Here is a 17,791-nt window from a genome sequence, read left to right as displayed (position 1 = left end):
AGATAAAAGGGTTTCTTAGGAGCGTTTATGCCATCAACTAAAGAAATTAGAACTAAAATTGGTAGTGTTAAAAATACTCAAAAAATAACCAAGGCAATGGAGATGGTTGCAGCCTCAAAAATGAGGAAAACACAAGATGCAATGTTAGCTGCCCGACCTTATGCTGAAACTATAAGGAAGCTTATTAGTCATATTGCTCTTGGTGCATTAGAGTATAAACACCCATATTTTGAAGAAAGAAAAGTTAGTAGAGTTGGATATATTATAATCTCTTCTGATCGAGGCTTATGTGGAGGGTTAAATATGAATTTATTTAAGAAAACACTCGAAAACATTAAGTCTTGGCATGAAGAAAATGTTGATATTGATATTGCAATCATTGGCACAAAAGCTACAACTTTTTTCAAAAGCTACGGGGGAAATATTGTTGCCCAAGTATCAGGTATTGGAGATAAGCCAGAATTAAATGACTTTATTGGTGTGGTAAATGCCATGGTTAGGGAGTTTGATTCAGGGAAAGTTGATAAACTTTACTTAGCAAGTAATGAGTTTATCAATACTATGGTTCAAAAACCGAATATTGAGCAGCTTCTTCCTTTGCCAAAATCAGAAGAAGAAGATATGCATAGATCTCATTCTTGGGATTATATTTACGAGCCAGATCCAAAAGCAATTTTAGATCATTTATTGAGAAAATATATTGAATCACAAGTATATCACGGTGTTATTGAGAATTTAGCGTGCGAACAAGCTGCAAGAATGGTAGCAATGAAAGCTGCAACTGATAATGCTGGTAATTTAATTGATGAATTACAATTGGTATACAATAAAGCGAGACAAGCTGCAATCACACAAGAAATATCAGAAATTGTTTCTGGTGCATCTGCAGTTTGATTAAAATAATTTTATAGAGGATAAATTATGTCTACTGGTAAAATCATCCAAATAATTGGAGCGGTTGTTGATGTAGAGTTTCCAAAAGATTCTGTTCCTAAAATATATGACGCTATTAAAGTCACAAAAAGTGAAAATAGCACAATAACTTTGGAAGTCCAACAACAAATCGGTGGTGGAGTTGTTAGATGTATTGTAATGGGAAGCTCAGATGGTTTAAAAAGAGGTTTGCTAGCTACTAATACAAATAAACCAATCGAAGTTCCTGTTGGTGAAGCTACACTTGGAAGAATAATGAATGTGCTTGGTGAACCAATAGATGAAAGGGGCCCAGTTGAGTCAGAAAAATATGAAATTCATCGTAAGGCTCCTTCATTTGATGAGCAATCAAACCAAACAGAAGTTTTAGAAACGGGTGTTAAAGTTATTGATTTAATGTGCCCTTTCGCCAAAGGTGGTAAAATTGGTTTATTTGGTGGAGCTGGCGTTGGTAAAACAGTCAATATGATGGAGTTAATTAATAATATTGCACTTAAACATTCAGGTCTTTCAGTTTTTGCTGGTGTTGGTGAACGAACTCGTGAAGGTAACGATTTTTACCATGAGATGCAGGAAGCTGGAGTTGTTGATATTGAAGATCAGGCTAAATCTAAAGTTGCAATGGTATATGGTCAAATGAATGAGCCACCAGGTAACCGATTAAGAGTTGCTTTAACTGGACTAACAATGGCTGAAAAATTTAGAGATGAAGGCAAGGATGTACTTTTATTTATTGATAATATTTATCGATATACGCTAGCAGGTACTGAGGTTTCAGCTCTTCTTGGTAGAATGCCATCAGCTGTTGGATATCAACCAACATTAGCTGAAGAAATGGGTGTTTTGCAAGAAAGAATTACATCGACTAAAACAGGCTCTATCACATCTGTACAAGCAGTTTATGTCCCCGCAGATGATTTAACAGATCCTTCTCCTGCTACAACTTTTGCACACTTAGATGCTACTATAGTTCTTTCAAGACAAATAGCATCCTTAGGTTTATACCCAGCAATAGATCCATTAGATTCAACTTCAAGGATGTTAGATCCACTGGTAGTTGGTCAAGAGCACTATGATATTGCTAGAGGTGTCGAGTCTACTTTGCAACGTTATAAAGAATTGAAAGATATCATAGCTATATTAGGTATGGATGAACTATCAGAAGATGATAAGCAAATTGTTTCTAGAGCTAGAAAGATAGAAAGATTTTTAACTCAACCATATCATGTTGCTGAAGTTTTTACTGGAGATCCAGGGTTGCATGTTTCTTTGAATGATACATTGAGGAGTTTTAAGGGGCTTTTAGCTGGTGAATATGATAATATTCCAGAACAAGCTTTCCTTTATTGTGGTTCAATAGAAGACGTTCTCGAAAATGCTAAAAAACTTAAGAGCGCTTAATTATGGCAGGTATAACTTTTCTTTTGGAAGTTGTGAGTGCTGAGAAAAAATTAGTTTCTCAGCAAGTTGAGAATATTAGAGTAACAGGTACAGAGGGCGAGCTTGGTATTTATGCGGGGCATACGCCTCTTTTAACTTCGATAAAGCCTGGTTTGGTTAAAATCAAACTAAAAGATGGTCGTGAAGAAGTGATTTATCTTTCTGGCGGGGTCTTGGAAGTTCAACCTAATGCGGTAATTATTTTAGCGGAAACTGCTATTCGAGGCGAAAATCTTGATAAAGATAAAATAGAAAAGGCGAGAAAACAAGCCGAGCATTTGATGACCAATAGTAATAGTGAAATTGACTTTGCAAGAGCTAGTTTGGATTTAGAAAATGCTATGGCTAAACTTCGAGTCATTGAAATGATAAAACATAGAAAATAAAGGCCTTTTTAAAGGTCTTTTTTATAGAGGACAATTATGGATTTAAATGCAATCATTTTGGCTGCTGGGAAAGGCACACGAATGAAATCCAACAAGCCGAAGGTACTTCATGAGCTTGCATCTAAGCCAATGGTAAACCATGTTATCGATACCTGTAAGGAAATTCGTTGTAAGACTATTTCTGTTGTTTATGGGTATCAACCAGATATGATGAAAAAAGCTCTCGAAAAAGAAAAATTGACTTGGATTTATCAGAAAGAGCAATTAGGAACGGGACATGCCGTTCAAATAGCCCTAAATGATAAAAATAAATCTGATAAAATATTGGTACTATATGGAGATGTCCCTCTAATAACAAAGAAAACGATTAATAGGCTAATAGAAAGTCAGCCTAAGGGAGGTATTGCTTTTCTGACATGTATAAAAGAAAATCCTAAAGGTTTTGGAAGAATTTGTAAAAAAAATGAGTTAATTGAATACATTGTTGAAGAGAAAGATGCTAATTCAAAAGAAAAAGAAATAAAAGAAATTAATACTGGCGTTTTAGTAGCTGATGCCAAAGATTTAGCCTTATGGTTAAGTCAAATTAATAATAATAATGCTCAGAGAGAATATTATCTTACTGATATTGTTAAGGTTGCAAATAATCATGGTCGAAAAGTTGTTGCTGTTACAACAGACAATGAAATGGAAGTAGAGGGAGTTAATAGTAAATCTCAACTGTCAGCTTTGGAAAGAACATATCAGAGTTTTCTGGCAAAAACTTATATGGATGAAGGATTAGAAATTAATGATCCGACACGATTTGATGTTAGAGGTGAGTTAACTTTTGGTCAAGATGTATTCGTTGATAATAATGTTATTTTCGAAGGGAGAGTCAGTTTAGGTAATAATGTAAGAATTTCATCTAATTGCATTATAAGAGATTCAGTCATTGACGATAATACTGAAATTTTATCCTTTTCTTCGATCGAAGAGTCTAAAATCGGCAGTAATTGCATTGTTGGTCCCTACGCAAGATTACGCCCACAGACTAAATTAAAAAATAGTGTTAAAGTTGGAAATTTTGTTGAAATCAAAAAAACAACAATAGATGATCTTTCGAAAGTTAATCATTTATCTTATATAGGTGATACATCTATAGGTAAGAAAGTGAATATTGGTGCAGGGACAATAACTTGTAATTATGATGGAGTGAATAAATTTCAAACTGAAATTGAAGATGATGTTTTTATTGGTTCTAATTCTTCATTGAGAGCTCCATTATTAATAAAAAATGGGTCTACAATTGGTGCTGGTTCAGTTATTACAAAAAATGTCTCTGAAAAGGAGCTGGTTTTTAATAAGGCTCCGATAGTTAAGTCCACGTCTTGGGTTAGACCAAAAAAAATAAAAGATGATAAGTAAGTTCTTTTGGAACTTACTTTATAAGAAAACTTTAAATGCCTTATTATTACTTACATTTGTAAACTTGTAGTTAAGATTTTTTAGATAGTTCAAGAGTTCTTTTTTATCCGTATGTTTAACATCAAAACCACATAATACTTTTCCATAATCTGAACCTTGGTTTCTATAATTAAATAGAGTTATGTTAGTTCCCTTTATTAAATGGTTTAAAAATATTCTTAGTGCTCCCGGATATTCGGGAAACTCAAAGCTAAATAATAATTCTTCAATATTTTCTTTTGTTTTTCCACCAATCATATATTTGATATGCTGCTTCGCAATTTCATCATTAGATAAATTAAAAGCATCATAACAAGCATCTTTAAGGTCTTTTTGAATTTCTTTTATTTCATCCAAACCACTTGATAATCTTATTCCAATCAATATGTTAGCATTTTTGCTATTATTAAACCTGTAGTTAAATTCTGTAATATTTCGTCCTTTTAATTTGTTATATAACTTTAAAAACTCACCAACTTTTTCAGGAATTTTTACAGCAAATAACGCTTCTTTTTGTTCACCAATCTCACTTCTCTCTGAAATGTATCTTAAACTATTAAAATTTAGATTTGCTCCTGTAAGAATGGTTGCAAAACTTTTATTTTCTATATTATGTAGAGATATATATTTTTTTATTCCTGCTAAACCCATTGCCCCTGATGGTTCTGAAATTGCTCTCGTATCTTCAAAAATATCTTTGATAGCAGAACAAATTTCATCACTATTTACCAAAATAATATCATCGACATAATCTTTACATATTCTGAAAGTCTCTGTTCCAATCTTTTTTACAGCAACACCATCAGCAAAACGTCCTACATGATTTAAAGATTTAGGTTTACCAGTCTTAAGTGCCTCATATAAACACGGAGATTCCTCCGATTCAATTGCAATTATTTTTATATCAGGTATTAATTGTTTGATTAGTATAGCGATGCCGGATATTAAACCGCCTCCGCCAACAGGAATAAAAATATAGTTTAAATGACTATTTTGTTGAAATATTTCTAAACCTATTGTTCCTTGACCAGTTATTATATCTGGATGATCAAAAGGAGGTATAAATTTTAAGTTTTGTTCTTTAGATAGTTTTAAAGCATAATTTTGCGCTTCGTCAAAGTTTACGCCATGAAGAATTACCTCAGCGTCTAAGTTTTTAACAGAATTTATTTTTATTTCTGGAGTGATATTTGGCATTACAATTTTTACAGGAATATTTAACTTTTTTCCAGATAAAGCTAGTCCTTGGGCATGGTTACCTGCGGATGCTGTAATTACCCCATTTATGTTAGAGGACTTTATTTTATAAAGCATATTATAAGCACCTCTTAACTTAAATGAATGCACAATTTGTTGATCTTCCCTTTTAATAAAAACCAAATTTTTTGTTTTAGTTGAAATTTTTTTTAATTTTTGGAAATCAGTTACTCTAGCCACATCATAAACAGGAGCTTTAAGAATATTTTTTAAATAATCATTTTCAGTCAGCATAAAATTACTTATTATTACTTATTTTAATTTAGATAAATCTCTAACAGCACCTTTATCTGCACTTGTGGCCAAGGAAGCATATGCTTTTAAAGCTGCAGAGACAGTTCTTTTTCTTTGTTTGGGTTTCCATCCACTTAGTGCTTGCTTTGTATATCTTTCTTTTAATAGATCATCTGGTACTAAAAGATTAATAGCTCTTGTTTTAATATTTATTTCAATAATGTCATTATTTTGAATTAAAGCAATAGCACCTTTATTAGCAGCCTCTGGAGAAATATGACCAATTGAAAGACCACTAGTTCCGCCAGAAAATCTACCGTCAGTTATGAGTGCACATTTTGTTCCTAGCCCCATTGATTTGAGGTATGTTGTAGGATAGAGCATCTCTTGCATACCTGGACCACCTTTTGGTCCTTCATATCTTATAACTACAACATGTCCTGCTTGTACAGTTCCATTTAATATATTTTTAACAGCATCTTCTTGAGATTCGAAAACGATAGCCTTTCCCTTAAAGTAAAGGTTAGATGGATCGACGCCAGCTGTTTTTACGATACATCCATTTATAGCTATATTTCCCTTTAATACAGCTAATCCTCCATCTTGACTGTAGCAGTTCTCAATGTTTCTTATACAACCATTTTTTCTATCAGTGTCTAAATTGTCCCATCGACAATCTTGAGAGAAGGCTCTAGTGGTTCTGATTCCAGCAGGACCAGCACTAAAAAGACGTTTGATGTCATTGTTATGAGTTGTCATTATATCAAACTCATCTACCAATTCATGAAAGTATTTTCCTTGTATATTAAAAACGTCAGAATTCAATAAATTTGCTCTATTAAGCTCGGCAAGAATGCTCCAAACACCACCAGCTCTGTGAACATCTTCCATGTGATACTTTGGGGTTGATGGGGCTACTTTGCATAAATGTGGGATTTTTTTTGACATTAAATCTATATCATTCATATCAAAGTCTATATTTCCTTCTTGTGCTGCAGCTAGGAGGTGAAGAACTGTATTTGTAGAACCCCCCATAGCAATATCAAGAGCCATTGCATTTTCAAAAGATTGTCTTGATGCAATTTCTCTAGGTAAAACTCGATAATCATCCTTTTCGTAATAATCTTTTGTTATTTTGACTATCTGGCGTGCAGCTTTTAGAAAAAGCTCTTTTCTATCTGAATGTGTTGCTAAGAGGGAACCATTAGATGGAAAACTTAAACCTAATGCTTCAGTTAGACAATTCATCGAGTTTGCGGTGAACATACCCGAGCATGATCCACATGTGGGGCATGCAGATTTTTCAATTTTTTCTGACTCTTCATCAGAAATATTAGGATCGGCACTTTTTATCATGGCATCAACTAAATCGATTTTTATCGTATCTTTAGAAAGCTTGGTTTTACCTGCTTCCATAGGACCACCTGATACAAAAATTGTAGGTATGTTTAATCGCATAGAAGCCATTAACATACCAGGCGTGATCTTATCACAATTTGAAATACAAACCATTGCATCTGCACAGTGTGCATTTACCATATATTCAACAGAGTCAGCAATGAGCTCTCTAGAAGGTAAAGAATATAACATTCCACCATGTCCCATAGCTATGCCATCATCTACTGCAATTGTATTAAACTCTTTGGCTATTGCACCTGAGCGCTCTATTTCAGCAGCAACAAGTTGACCAATATCTTTTAGATGAACATGACCAGGTACGAATTGGGTAAATGAATTTACTACAGCAATTATAGGTTTTCCAAAGTCACTGTCTTTGACCCCAGTAGCTCTCCAGAGTGCTCTTGCTCCAGCCATATTTCTTCCATGGGTAGTTGTTTTAGATCTATATGAAGGCATTTAATTTTTCTCCTTTATATTTGTGAGCCAACCCCATTTATCTTCAAAGCTGCCATTAAACAATCCAAAATATGAATCTTGAATTTTTTTTGTTATTTCTCCTCTATTACCATCACTTATTGTAATCTTATCAACACTACGAACGGGAGTGACTTCAGCAGCAGTTCCTGTCATAAAAATTTCATCAGCCAAATATAATGATTCTCTTGTAATAGCTTGTTCCTTTACTTCAATATTAAGATATTTGGCAATTTGAATGACTGAATCTCTAGTAATACCAAGTAAAATAGAATTTGTGGCAGGCGGAGTAATTAATGTGTTATTTTTGACTATGAATATGTTTTCACCGGCACCTTCTGATAAAAGTCCATTAATATCAAGAGCTATACCTTCATGATAACCATGGCGTCGAGCTTCACTTCCAACTAAAACGGATGATAGGTAATTACCTCCAGCTTTTGCTGCAGTAGGTATTGTATTTGGTGCTGCTCTATTCCAACTTGAAGTCATTGCATCAACTCCTTTATCTAAAGCCTCTTTACCTAAATATGATCCCCATGGAAAAGCGGCAATCATTATATTCATATCTACATTTTCCGGGGGACATACGCCAAGGCCAAATTCATCAGAAAAAAAAGCAAGAGGTCTAATGTACGCAGCTGAAAGATTATTCTTCAAAAGAATGTCAATACAAGCATCACTGAGATTTTTTAAGCTATATGGAATTTCAAAATGGTATATTTTTGCAGAGTCTTTAAGCCTTTTAATGTGTTCATTTAATCGGAAAACACATGGACCTTGGGGTGTTTCATAACAACGAATTCCTTCAAAGAATGAGGTTCCGTAATGAAGGCTATGCGATAGTACGTGTACTTGGGCATTTTCCCATGGAACAATTTCTCCTTTAAACCATATATACTTTGCTTTTTTTTTCATTTAATTCTCTCTTTTTGAAACTCATGATAAAAGGCGTTAGATTGAGCTTACCATGATGACAACTTTGACTTAACTCAGTAGTCTTTTTTTTAAACATCTTTAATTACTTCAATTTACTGTATTGAATGTTAACAATGTTTTATGATTAATGTTTATTTTGTATAATTATAAGTTATAGTTATATCTTAAAACTAAGATAAATCTTTTTACTTTAATACTATATTAATTTTTTTTTTTTCTAAAGTGATATATTTTCAACTAATAATTGAATTATTGGCATAAACATGAATATCAGGAACTTAAAACTTTTTGTACGACTCGCATATCATAAGAATTTTTCTCAAACAGCGCTAGAAAATAATATTACACCATCTGCTTTGAGCAGAATTATTAAAGGAATGGAGGATGAATTAGGTTTTATTATTTGTGAAAGAAATAATAGAGTCGTACGAATAACTGAACAGGGAAAAAAGTTATTAGAAACAGCCAAAAAAATAGATGAAATTTGGTTTGATTATAAAAGCTCTTTAAATAAAAAACATACATTTTCAGGTAAGCTGAAGATTTTTAGTTCCGTTACAGCTAGTTACAGTCATTTACCCTTTTTGATTAAAAAAATACAAAATATTTCTGATCAAATCGCTATAAGTGTAAGTACGGGTGATCATGAAATGGGTTTTAAATACGTTGCTTCTGGACAGTGCGACTTATCAATATGTATAAAACCCACTCAAAATTTACAAAATACTAATTTTTTTAATTTATCTGAAATAAAGCTAATATTAATTTATCCAACTAATTTCAAAACAAGCTTCTGCCTTGATAGTATTTTTAAACATCCTATTATTTTACCTTCTCAAGGTTTCATAAGAGCAAAAATAAATAATTGGCTGAAAATAAATAACTTAACCCCCCCTATTTTTGCTGAAGTCACAGGTAATGAAATTATAGCTAATATGGTTTCTTTGGGTTATGGTTTTGGTATTATCCCAGAGCCAGTATTAGAATTTTGTCCAGTATCTAATAAGATTAGCAAATATCAATTAGATAGTTTGCCATGTTTTTCTTTAGGGGTTCTCTACAAGACTGAAAAGAATAGTCTGGTGAATGCACTTATGCGAGAGATGTTTTATAGTGATTAAAAGATTGGGATTTGACTTTTAGCTATATAGATAATTTACATAAAAATGGATAAATTTTTGATATTTTTAATACTTTGGTTTATCATTTTGTTCTTTTATTTGTTAAATTTTTCAGATTTAGTTAGCTTACAAATAATTATTTAAAGATTGTCTTTACATAAAATTGGGTTTTATATGAAAAAAAATAACGTTAAGATTACTGTTGTAGGTATTGGTTACGTCGGCTTGTCTAATTCAGTTCTGTTATCTCAAAAAAACAAAGTCGTAGCATTGGATCTTTCTCAAGAAAAAGTAGATGCAATCAATAATAGAGTGTCTCCAATTTCAGACTCTTTGATACAAGAATATCTTAACAGTGAAAAACTTGATTTGTGCGCAACTACAGATAAAGAGTTTGCTTATAAAGATACTGAGTTCGTTATTATATCTACACAAACAGATTATGATCCTAAAACAAATTATTTTAATACTTCATCTATTGAAAATGTTATTCAAGATGTATTAAATATTAACCCTAAAAGTACTATTGTTATTAAATCCACTATACCAGTAGGTTATACAAAAAAATTAAAAGCCCAATTTAATACAGACAATATTATTTTTTCTCCTGAATTTTTGAGGGAAGGAAATGCCTTATTCGATAATTTATATCCATCTAGAATTGTAGTTGGAGAAAAGAGTGAAAGAGCTGAAAAGTTTGCAAATTTATTACGATCCTGTAGTAAGAAGCCAGATGTTAAAGTTCTTTTTACTGACTCAACTGAGGCAGAAGCTATTAAATTATTTTCAAATACATACTTGGCTATGAGAGTAGCCTATTTTAATGAATTAGATACATATGCATTAACACATAACCTGAATACTTTAGATCTTATCAAAGGGGTAAGCTTGGATCCGAGAATTGGGGATCATTACAATAATCCAAGTTTTGGCTATGGTGGATATTGTTTACCCAAAGATACAAAACAATTATTAGCAAACTATTCAGACGTACCGTCTAATTTAATAGAAGCAATTGTAAAAGCTAATACTACAAGAAAAGATTACTTGGCATCTCTTATAATTGAAAAGAACCCTAAACGGGTCGGTATATATAGATTGGTTATGAAATCAGGATCTGATAACTTTAGGAGTAGTGCAATTCAGGGAATTATGAAGAGAGTTAAAGCTAAAGGAATTGAAGTTATAATATACGAGCCAGAAATGAGAGATGATACTTTTTATAACTCCAGAAATTATAGAAACTTTGATGATTTTAAAAAAAATTCAGATATTATATTAGCTAATCGCATGGTTGATGAATTAAACGATGTAAAATATAAAGTATTTACACGAGATATTTTTAATCAAGATATTTAAGAAATAAGAATAATTATGAATAAATTTAAATACTATTTTACGAATATATTGGATCAAGAAGACAAAAAAAAATTCCTCAAATACATCTTAGTTTTGTTTTTGGGTAGTGCTTTTTCGGTCTTAGGAATTGGGGTTGTTATCCCTTTTATTAACTTACTCATTCAACCGGAAAAGATAATGTCCTTTTCTTTAGCTAAAGGTTGGAGTTACCATGAGTTGATGGTTTTTTTTACTGTGCTATTAGTCATGGCTTTTTTTATAAAAAATACTGTTGCTCTGATGTTGATTAATTATCAGTATAAGTTTTTATTTAGTTTAACTGCAAAAATACAAAAAAAACTCTTTTCAGGTTATATAACAGCACCTTATGAATATCATTTGAATCGTAACACACCAAATTTGATTAAAATCGTTAACAATGAAACAACACTTTTTTCAAACTATATTGTTGCACCTTTGGGCACAGTTTTTACTGAAACTTTTTCTTCAATGTTTGTTATTATTGTTTTGTTTTACCTTAATCCAGTGTTTACATCTTTAGTTGCATTATTTTTAGGTTTAGGGGTTTATTTGTTTATGAGAGCTATCAAGAAAAAAATAGAGTTTTATAGTTTGAGGCGATCAAAATCATGGACATCAATGACTCAAAATGTTTTAGATGGACTTACAGGTATTAAAGAAACAAAACTTTATCATAATGAAGAAAAGTTTTTAACTAACTTCTCAAAAGAAGCTAACTCTATTAATACTTCAAGCTCATTCCAGTTAACGTTTCAATCAGCACCAAGGATGTTAATTGAGTTTATAGGGCTTACAGTTGTTATGTGTGTATTATGTGGGTTTGTTTTGTATGGTGAGTCCTCACAAAACATGTTTTTATTACTTGGAGTTTTCGGGGTTGCCGCTGCTCAACTCTTACCTAGTTTAAATAGATTGACTCAAGCATTAGTTCAAATTAAATATGGCATGCCAGCACTAGTTTCTATTTATGAAGAGTTAAATAAAATAGAAATTCCAAATAAAGATTATTTTTCCAATAAATCAAAAAGTGAAAGGACAAATTTTAAACACTCCATTAATTTAAAGGATCTTTATTTTAATTTTTCAGATGGAACAAAAGCAATTGATGGTGTAAATGTTGAAATTTATAAAAATCAAAAAATTGCATTTGTTGGAGAGTCTGGAGCAGGTAAAACAACATTAGTCGATGTAATTTTGGGTATGTATGAACCCTCATCAGGAAAAATTTATCTAGATGGGGAGTATATCGATAGTGAGTCTAAAAAAACGAGATATCAAAAATTATTTGCTTATATTCCTCAATCTATAATTCTTTATGATAAAAGTATTAGAGAAAATGTTGCTTTTGGTATTGATGAAGATTTGATTGACGATGAGCTTGTGAAAGATTGTTTGAAGTCGGCTCAATTACTTGATTTTGTTGGTAGCCTTGACAAAAGAGAGTTTTCAGTAATTGGTGAATCTGGCACTAGATTATCAGGAGGACAACGTCAAAGGCTTGGTATTGCGCGTGCTTTATATAAAAGACCAAAAATTTTAGTTATGGATGAAGCAACTTCTGCACTAGACAATAAAACGGAGAAAGATATTACATCTGTAATTTCAAAACTGAAAGATCTGACTATAATAACTATTGCACATCGTCTCAGTACTATTAAAGATTATGATGTAATACATGTTATGCAGTCAGGTAAATTAATTTCATCTGGAACATACAATGAATTGTTAGAAAAATGTGAGGTTTTTTCTAATATCGCAGTTCATCACAATATAAAAGAGAGTTAATATGTTATTAAAAGGAAAAACCGTTTTAGTTACTGGAGCTGATGGGTTCATCGGCTCTCATCTGGTCGAGTTATTAGTTAAGAAAGGTTCTAAGGTAAAGGCTTTAAGTCAATACAACTCATTCAATTATTGGGGGTGGCTTGAAGATGTAAAGTGCCTAGATAAAATTGAAGTACTTAACGGTGATATACGAGACCCTCATTATTGTAAAGAAATAACTAAAGGTGTGGATGTTGTATTTCATTTGGCAGCTCTTATAGCTATTCCATATTCATATGTTGCTCCTGGTAGCTATGTTGATACAAATGTAACTGGAACTTTAAATATATGTCAAGCCGCTAAGGAAAATGGTTGTTCAAGAGTTATTCATACATCAACCAGTGAAGTGTATGGTACAGCTCAATATGTGCCAATTGATGAGAAACATCCTTTACAGCCACAGAGCCCATATAGCGCAAGTAAAATTGGTTCAGATGCTATGGCAATGAGTTTTTATAATGCTTTTGATATGCCTTTAACGATAGCTAGACCATTCAATACCTACGGTCCTAGACAATCAGCAAGAGCTGTAATACCAACAATTATTACTCAAATTGCTAATGGCATCAAAGAAATAAAATTAGGTGATGTTTCTCCAACAAGAGATTTTAACTATGTTGAAGATACGTGCAGAGGGTTTATCGCTATTGCAGAGTGCGATAACTCCATAGGGAAAACCGTAAACATAGGCTCAAACTTTGAAATTTCTATTTTAGATACTTTAAACTTAATTAAAGAAATAATGAATAGTGATGTGAATTTTTTAGTTGAAGATGTTCGTCTTCGCCCCGATAAAAGTGAAGTATTTAGGTTGTGGTGTGATAATTCGCTAATCAATCAATTGACTGGCTTTAAACCGAAGTTTGATATAAAATTAGGACTTAAGAATACATGTGAATGGTTTTCAAATAAATCTAATTTAGAAAAATACAAGGCGAATATATATAATGTATGATGAATTCGTGGGTTTTGTAAAAAGCATTTATTCCAATAAAAAATTTATACCTTTACATGAGCCTCTCTTTATCGGAAATGAGAAAAAATACCTTAACGAATGTATAGACTCAACATTTGTTTCATCAGTGGGTAAGTTTGTCGATCAATTCGAAGTGAATTTAGCAGAAAAGTTAGGTGTTAAGCATGTGGTTGCAACAGTTAATGGAACTACGGCACTTCATATGTGTTTATTATTAGCTAATGTTAAAGAGAATGATGAAGTCATTACACAGCCACTAACATTTATAGCTACATGTAATGCTATTTCTTATTGTAGAGCTCATCCTGTGTTTGTTGATGTAGACTCAGATACGATGGGAATGTCACCAATTTCCTTAAAAAATTTTCTTCTTGATAACGCTGAAATAAGAGACGGTGTCTGTTACAACAAAATAACTGGAAAAAAAATTACTGCTTGCGTCCCAATGCACACTTTTGGACATCCATGTCGCATAGATGAAATTAAGAAAATATGTTCTGAATACCATATTAAACTGATTGAAGATGCAGCAGAGTCTTTAGGAACGTCATATAAAAATCAGCAGCTGGGTAGCTTCGGCGATCTTTCAGCAATTAGTTTTAATGGAAATAAAATTATCACCTCTGGAGGAGGTGGAGCTATAGTTACAAATGATGAAAATTTAGCACTTAAAGCTAAGCATTTAACAACTACCGCTAAATTAAAGCACGCTTGGAGATTTGATCATGATCAGGTTGGGTACAATTATCGTATGCCAAATTTGAATGCTGCTTTATTGTGTGCACAACTTGAAAACTTGGATATTTTTATTCGGAATAAGAGAGAAACAGCTTATTTATATCAATCCTTTTTTAATGACATCAAATGGGCAAAATTTATTTCAGAACCCTCCCACTCTAAATCAAATTATTGGTTAAATGCTTTGAGATTGAAAGAACCGTCTGAGAGAGAATTATTTCTTGAAAAAACGAATAGCTCAAAAGTAATGACAAGACCTATTTGGACATTAATGAATAAACTCCCTATGTTTAAACACGCATTTAAATCAGATTTATCAAATGCTAAGGCTCTGGAAGAGTCAATCATTAATATACCAAGCAGTGTTAGATTATGATTCCCAAATTAGTTCTTATTGGAGGTGGGGGACATTGTGAGTCTTGCATAGATGTTATAGAAAAATCTAAAAAGTTTGAAATTATTGGTATAGTTGACCCTAATTTAAGAGTTGGTACCGATGTGTCTGGTTACCCTGTTCTAGGGGGCGATGATGAGCTTTCAAACTTAAAAGCTATCACAAAATATGCCTTAATCACTGTTGGTCAAATTAAAAATTATAACATTAGAGTTAATTTATATAACAAGTTAAAAAAGCTAGATTATTGTTTACCAGTAATTATCTCTCCATTAGCATATATAGCGAAAAATGTATTTATTGATGAAGGTACTATTGTAATGCATCAGGCATTAATCAATTCAAATGCTAAAATTGGTAAAAACTGTATTATTAATACAAAGTCTCTGATAGAGCACGGTGTTGAAGTTCATGATCATTGTCATATTTCGACGGCTACAATAATTAATGGAGACTCTAGAGTTTGTAAGTGTTCATTTGTTGGTAGTAATTCAGTAGTTGTGAATGGAACTATTGTACCTGAAATGTCATTTATCAAGGCAAATCAATTAGTAAAAGGATAAGTTATGCACAAAACATTTATTATTGCCGAAGCCGGTGTTAATCATAATGGCTCATTGAAACTTGCAAAAAAGCTTATTGATGAAGCTAGTGAAGCAGGTGCTGATGCAGTGAAATTCCAAACTTTTAAAGCAGAAAAACTTGTATCAAAACATGCGGAAAAAGCAGAATATCAAAAAAAAATAACAGATTCAGATGAAACTCAGTTTCAAATGATAAAAAAATTAGAGTTAGATAAAGATGCACATTTAGAACTTATAAGCTATTGTCAGAAAAAAAACATTATGTTTTTATCGACTCCTTTTGATAATGAGAGTGTTTTCTTACTCAACAAGCTAGGATTGGATATTTTTAAAATTGGTAGTGGAGAAATAACAAATTTACCATATCTCAAAGCTATAGGTAGTTTGGACAGAAAAGTAATTTTATCAACAGGAATGTCTGATATTGGCGAAATTGAGGATGCTTTAGATGTTTTAGTTAAAGCAGGCTCGAAAAAAGAAAATATTATTGTACTTCATGCCAATACTGAATATCCTACTCCAATGAGTGATGTTAATTTAAAGGCAATGCAAACCATTGCCAATACCTTTCAAGTTAAAGTTGGATATTCAGATCATACACTTGGAATAGAAGTTCCGATAGCAGCAGTTGCATTAGGTGCCTGTGTAATAGAAAAGCATTTTACCTTAGATAAAAAAATGGATGGACCAGATCATAAAGCGTCGCTTGAGCCTAAAGAGCTTAAAGCAATGGTATCTGCCATTAGAAATATTGAGATTGCTATGGGTACAGGGGTGAAAAAACCCAGTAAAAGTGAGTCTTCTAACATGAAAGTTGCCAGAAAATCGATAGTTGCTAGCAAGCGAATCAAAAAAGGAGAAAAGTTTACTGATGACAATATCATTGCTAAACGTCCAGGAACTGGTTTAAGCCCGATGCTTTGGGACTCAATTATAGATACAATTGCACAAAAAAATTATGATGAAGACGAATTGATTTAACTGAATTAATTTTGTGGCTGAAGAGAAAAATTATGACAAAAATTTGTATAATTACTGGAACAAGAGCAGAATATGGGCTTTTGGTGCCCTTAATGGAGAAAATCAAAAGAGATCCTGAGCTTGAACTTCAGCTTATTGTTACTGGGATGCATTTAAGTTCTGAGTTTGGATTAACTTTTAAAGAAATTGAAAATAAGTTTGTTGTTAACAAGAAAATAGAAATGTTACTGTCATCTGATACTCCAGTAGGTATTTCTAAGTCTATTGGTTTGGCTACTATTTCCTTTTCAGAAAGTTTAGATGAGTTAAAACCTGATATACTAGTTGTTTTAGGTGATCGATTTGAAATTTTGGGAGCTGTGACATCAGCAATGGTTTTAAGAATACCAGTTGCTCACCTTCATGGCGGTGAGACGACAGAAGGGTGTATAGACGAGGCGATTAGACACAGCTTGACTAAAATGAGTCAATTACACTTTACGTCGACTGAAGTTTATAGAAAAAGAGTTATACAGATGGGAGAGGATCCAAAGAGAGTTTTTAATGTCGGAGCGTTAGGAATTGATAACATTCAAAATTTAGAGTTATTATCAAAAAATGATTTTGAAAAATCAATAGGAATGAAATTAAATAAAAGAAATATTTTAGTTACATACCACCCAGTTACTTTAGAAAAAGATACAGCTTTGAAAGATATTACAAACTTATTAAATGTGATTGATAAACTAGAAAATACAAATATTATCTTCACAGGGGCAAATAGTGATACTGATGGTCGAATTATTAACAAAAAAATTCAAGATTATGTAATTAAAAACAAAAACAAATCCGTTTTTTTTATGTCACTAGGTCAACTAAGATATCTTAGTGCTTTACAATATGTTGATTGTGTTGTTGGTAATAGTTCAAGTGGTCTTATAGAAGTCCCCAGCTTTAAAATAGGAACTATTAATATTGGTGATAGACAAAAAGGTAGGATATGTGGTGATAGTATAATATCTTGTGAAAATTCCGAAAACTCTTTAAAGTCTGCTTTTGATAAACTATACTCACATAAATTTCAAAAAAAACTGTTAAATGTTGAAAACTTATATGGTCAAGGTGGCACTGCAGATAAAATTATTAACACAATAAAGACTTTTGACTTAGATAAACTTTTGTTTAAAAAGTTTTATGATTTATGATTTATGATTTATGATTTATGATTTATGATCGTAAAAAATGATTGTCTACAAATCAAAAATAATCTATCCAAAACCATAATTTAAAAATAGATAGAGCAG

The 17,791-nt window shown here is 32.1% G+C and carries 15 protein-coding genes; 12 read left to right on the top strand and 3 right to left on the bottom strand.

Annotation, left to right across the window (positions count from 1 at the left end):
- Window positions 1-27: 27 nt before the first annotated feature.
- The 4 genes from atpG to glmU are packed head-to-tail and all read left to right on the top strand — an operon-like array spanning window position 28 to window position 4,166.
- Entirely contained in the window at window positions 28-894 is an 867-nt protein-coding gene (gene atpG / locus CF386_RS03270; protein ID WP_089073035.1) for a F0F1 ATP synthase subunit gamma, read from the top strand.
- A gap of 27 nt (window positions 895-921) precedes the next feature.
- Window positions 922-2,334: a F0F1 ATP synthase subunit beta gene (atpD, locus tag CF386_RS03265; RefSeq protein WP_089073034.1), complete on the top strand. Its 1,413-nt coding sequence runs from the start codon at window positions 922-924 to the stop codon at window positions 2,332-2,334.
- Window positions 2,335-2,336: 2 nt separating this feature from the next.
- Entirely contained in the window at window positions 2,337-2,759 is a 423-nt protein-coding gene (locus CF386_RS03260) for a F0F1 ATP synthase subunit epsilon (RefSeq protein ID WP_089073033.1), read from the top strand.
- A gap of 36 nt (window positions 2,760-2,795) precedes the next feature.
- Window positions 2,796-4,166: a bifunctional UDP-N-acetylglucosamine diphosphorylase/glucosamine-1-phosphate N-acetyltransferase GlmU gene (glmU, locus tag CF386_RS03255; RefSeq protein WP_089073032.1), complete on the top strand. Its 1,371-nt coding sequence runs from the start codon at window positions 2,796-2,798 to the stop codon at window positions 4,164-4,166.
- A gap of 18 nt (window positions 4,167-4,184) precedes the next feature.
- Here glmU and ilvA read toward each other — a convergent pair whose 3' ends face one another.
- Genes ilvA through CF386_RS03240 form a run of 3 tightly spaced genes read right to left on the bottom strand, consistent with a single transcriptional unit; the run spans window position 4,185 to window position 8,489 of the window.
- Window positions 4,185-5,696, bottom strand: a complete 1,512-nt coding sequence (gene ilvA / locus CF386_RS03250) for a threonine ammonia-lyase, biosynthetic (RefSeq protein ID WP_089073031.1) — start codon at window positions 5,694-5,696, stop codon at window positions 4,185-4,187.
- An 18-nt stretch (window positions 5,697-5,714) separates the two neighbouring features.
- Window positions 5,715-7,553, bottom strand: coding sequence for a dihydroxy-acid dehydratase (gene ilvD / locus CF386_RS03245; protein WP_089073030.1), 1,839 nt, complete (start codon window positions 7,551-7,553; stop codon window positions 5,715-5,717).
- The gene (locus CF386_RS03240; RefSeq protein ID WP_089073029.1) at window positions 7,554-8,489 is read right to left on the bottom strand and encodes a branched-chain amino acid transaminase; all 936 of its coding nucleotides are present in this window, start codon (window positions 8,487-8,489) and stop codon (window positions 7,554-7,556) included. It abuts the gene before it with no gap.
- A 284-nt stretch (window positions 8,490-8,773) separates the two neighbouring features.
- Here CF386_RS03240 and CF386_RS03235 point away from each other — a divergent pair, with 284 nt between their 5' ends.
- The 8 genes from CF386_RS03235 (at window position 8,774) to neuC (ending at window position 17,692) form a co-directional block, all read left to right on the top strand.
- Window positions 8,774-9,631 (top strand): LysR substrate-binding domain-containing protein, encoded by an 858-nt coding sequence (locus CF386_RS03235; protein WP_089073028.1) that lies wholly within the window; start codon window positions 8,774-8,776, stop codon window positions 9,629-9,631.
- 174 nt (window positions 9,632-9,805) lie between these two features.
- The gene (locus tag CF386_RS03230) at window positions 9,806-10,990 is read left to right on the top strand and encodes a nucleotide sugar dehydrogenase (RefSeq protein WP_089073027.1); all 1,185 of its coding nucleotides are present in this window, start codon (window positions 9,806-9,808) and stop codon (window positions 10,988-10,990) included.
- 15 nt (window positions 10,991-11,005) lie between these two features.
- Complete coding sequence (locus CF386_RS03225) at window positions 11,006-12,796, top strand: ABC transporter ATP-binding protein (RefSeq protein ID WP_089073026.1); 1,791 nt, start codon at window positions 11,006-11,008, stop codon at window positions 12,794-12,796.
- A 1-nt stretch (window position 12,797) separates the two neighbouring features.
- The gene (locus tag CF386_RS03220) at window positions 12,798-13,790 is read left to right on the top strand and encodes an NAD-dependent 4,6-dehydratase LegB (RefSeq protein ID WP_089073025.1); all 993 of its coding nucleotides are present in this window, start codon (window positions 12,798-12,800) and stop codon (window positions 13,788-13,790) included.
- A complete protein-coding gene (locus tag CF386_RS03215) occupies window positions 13,780-14,925 on the top strand; it encodes a LegC family aminotransferase (protein WP_404824954.1) in 1,146 nt (381 codons plus the stop codon). Before CF386_RS03220 ends, CF386_RS03215 begins: the two co-directional genes overlap by 11 nt.
- Complete coding sequence (locus tag CF386_RS03210; RefSeq protein WP_089073023.1) at window positions 14,922-15,506, top strand: PglD-related sugar-binding protein; 585 nt, start codon at window positions 14,922-14,924, stop codon at window positions 15,504-15,506. The genes CF386_RS03215 and CF386_RS03210 overlap by 4 nt, the downstream gene beginning before the upstream one ends.
- Window positions 15,507-15,509: 3 nt before the next feature.
- On the top strand, window positions 15,510-16,508 hold the full coding sequence (gene neuB / locus CF386_RS03205) for an N-acetylneuraminate synthase (RefSeq protein ID WP_089073022.1): 999 nt from the start codon (window positions 15,510-15,512) through the stop codon (window positions 16,506-16,508).
- Window positions 16,509-16,540: 32 nt separating this feature from the next.
- Complete coding sequence (neuC, locus tag CF386_RS03200; protein WP_089073021.1) at window positions 16,541-17,692, top strand: UDP-N-acetylglucosamine 2-epimerase; 1,152 nt, start codon at window positions 16,541-16,543, stop codon at window positions 17,690-17,692.
- Window positions 17,693-17,791: the final 99 nt, after the last annotated feature.

This window comes from Paraphotobacterium marinum (assembly GCF_002216855.1).
In the GTDB taxonomy this organism is placed as follows: Bacteria; Pseudomonadota; Gammaproteobacteria; order Enterobacterales; family Vibrionaceae; genus Paraphotobacterium; species Paraphotobacterium marinum.
Note: the sequence above shows the minus strand (reverse complement) of the source record. Positions and strands in the feature narration are given on the sequence as shown.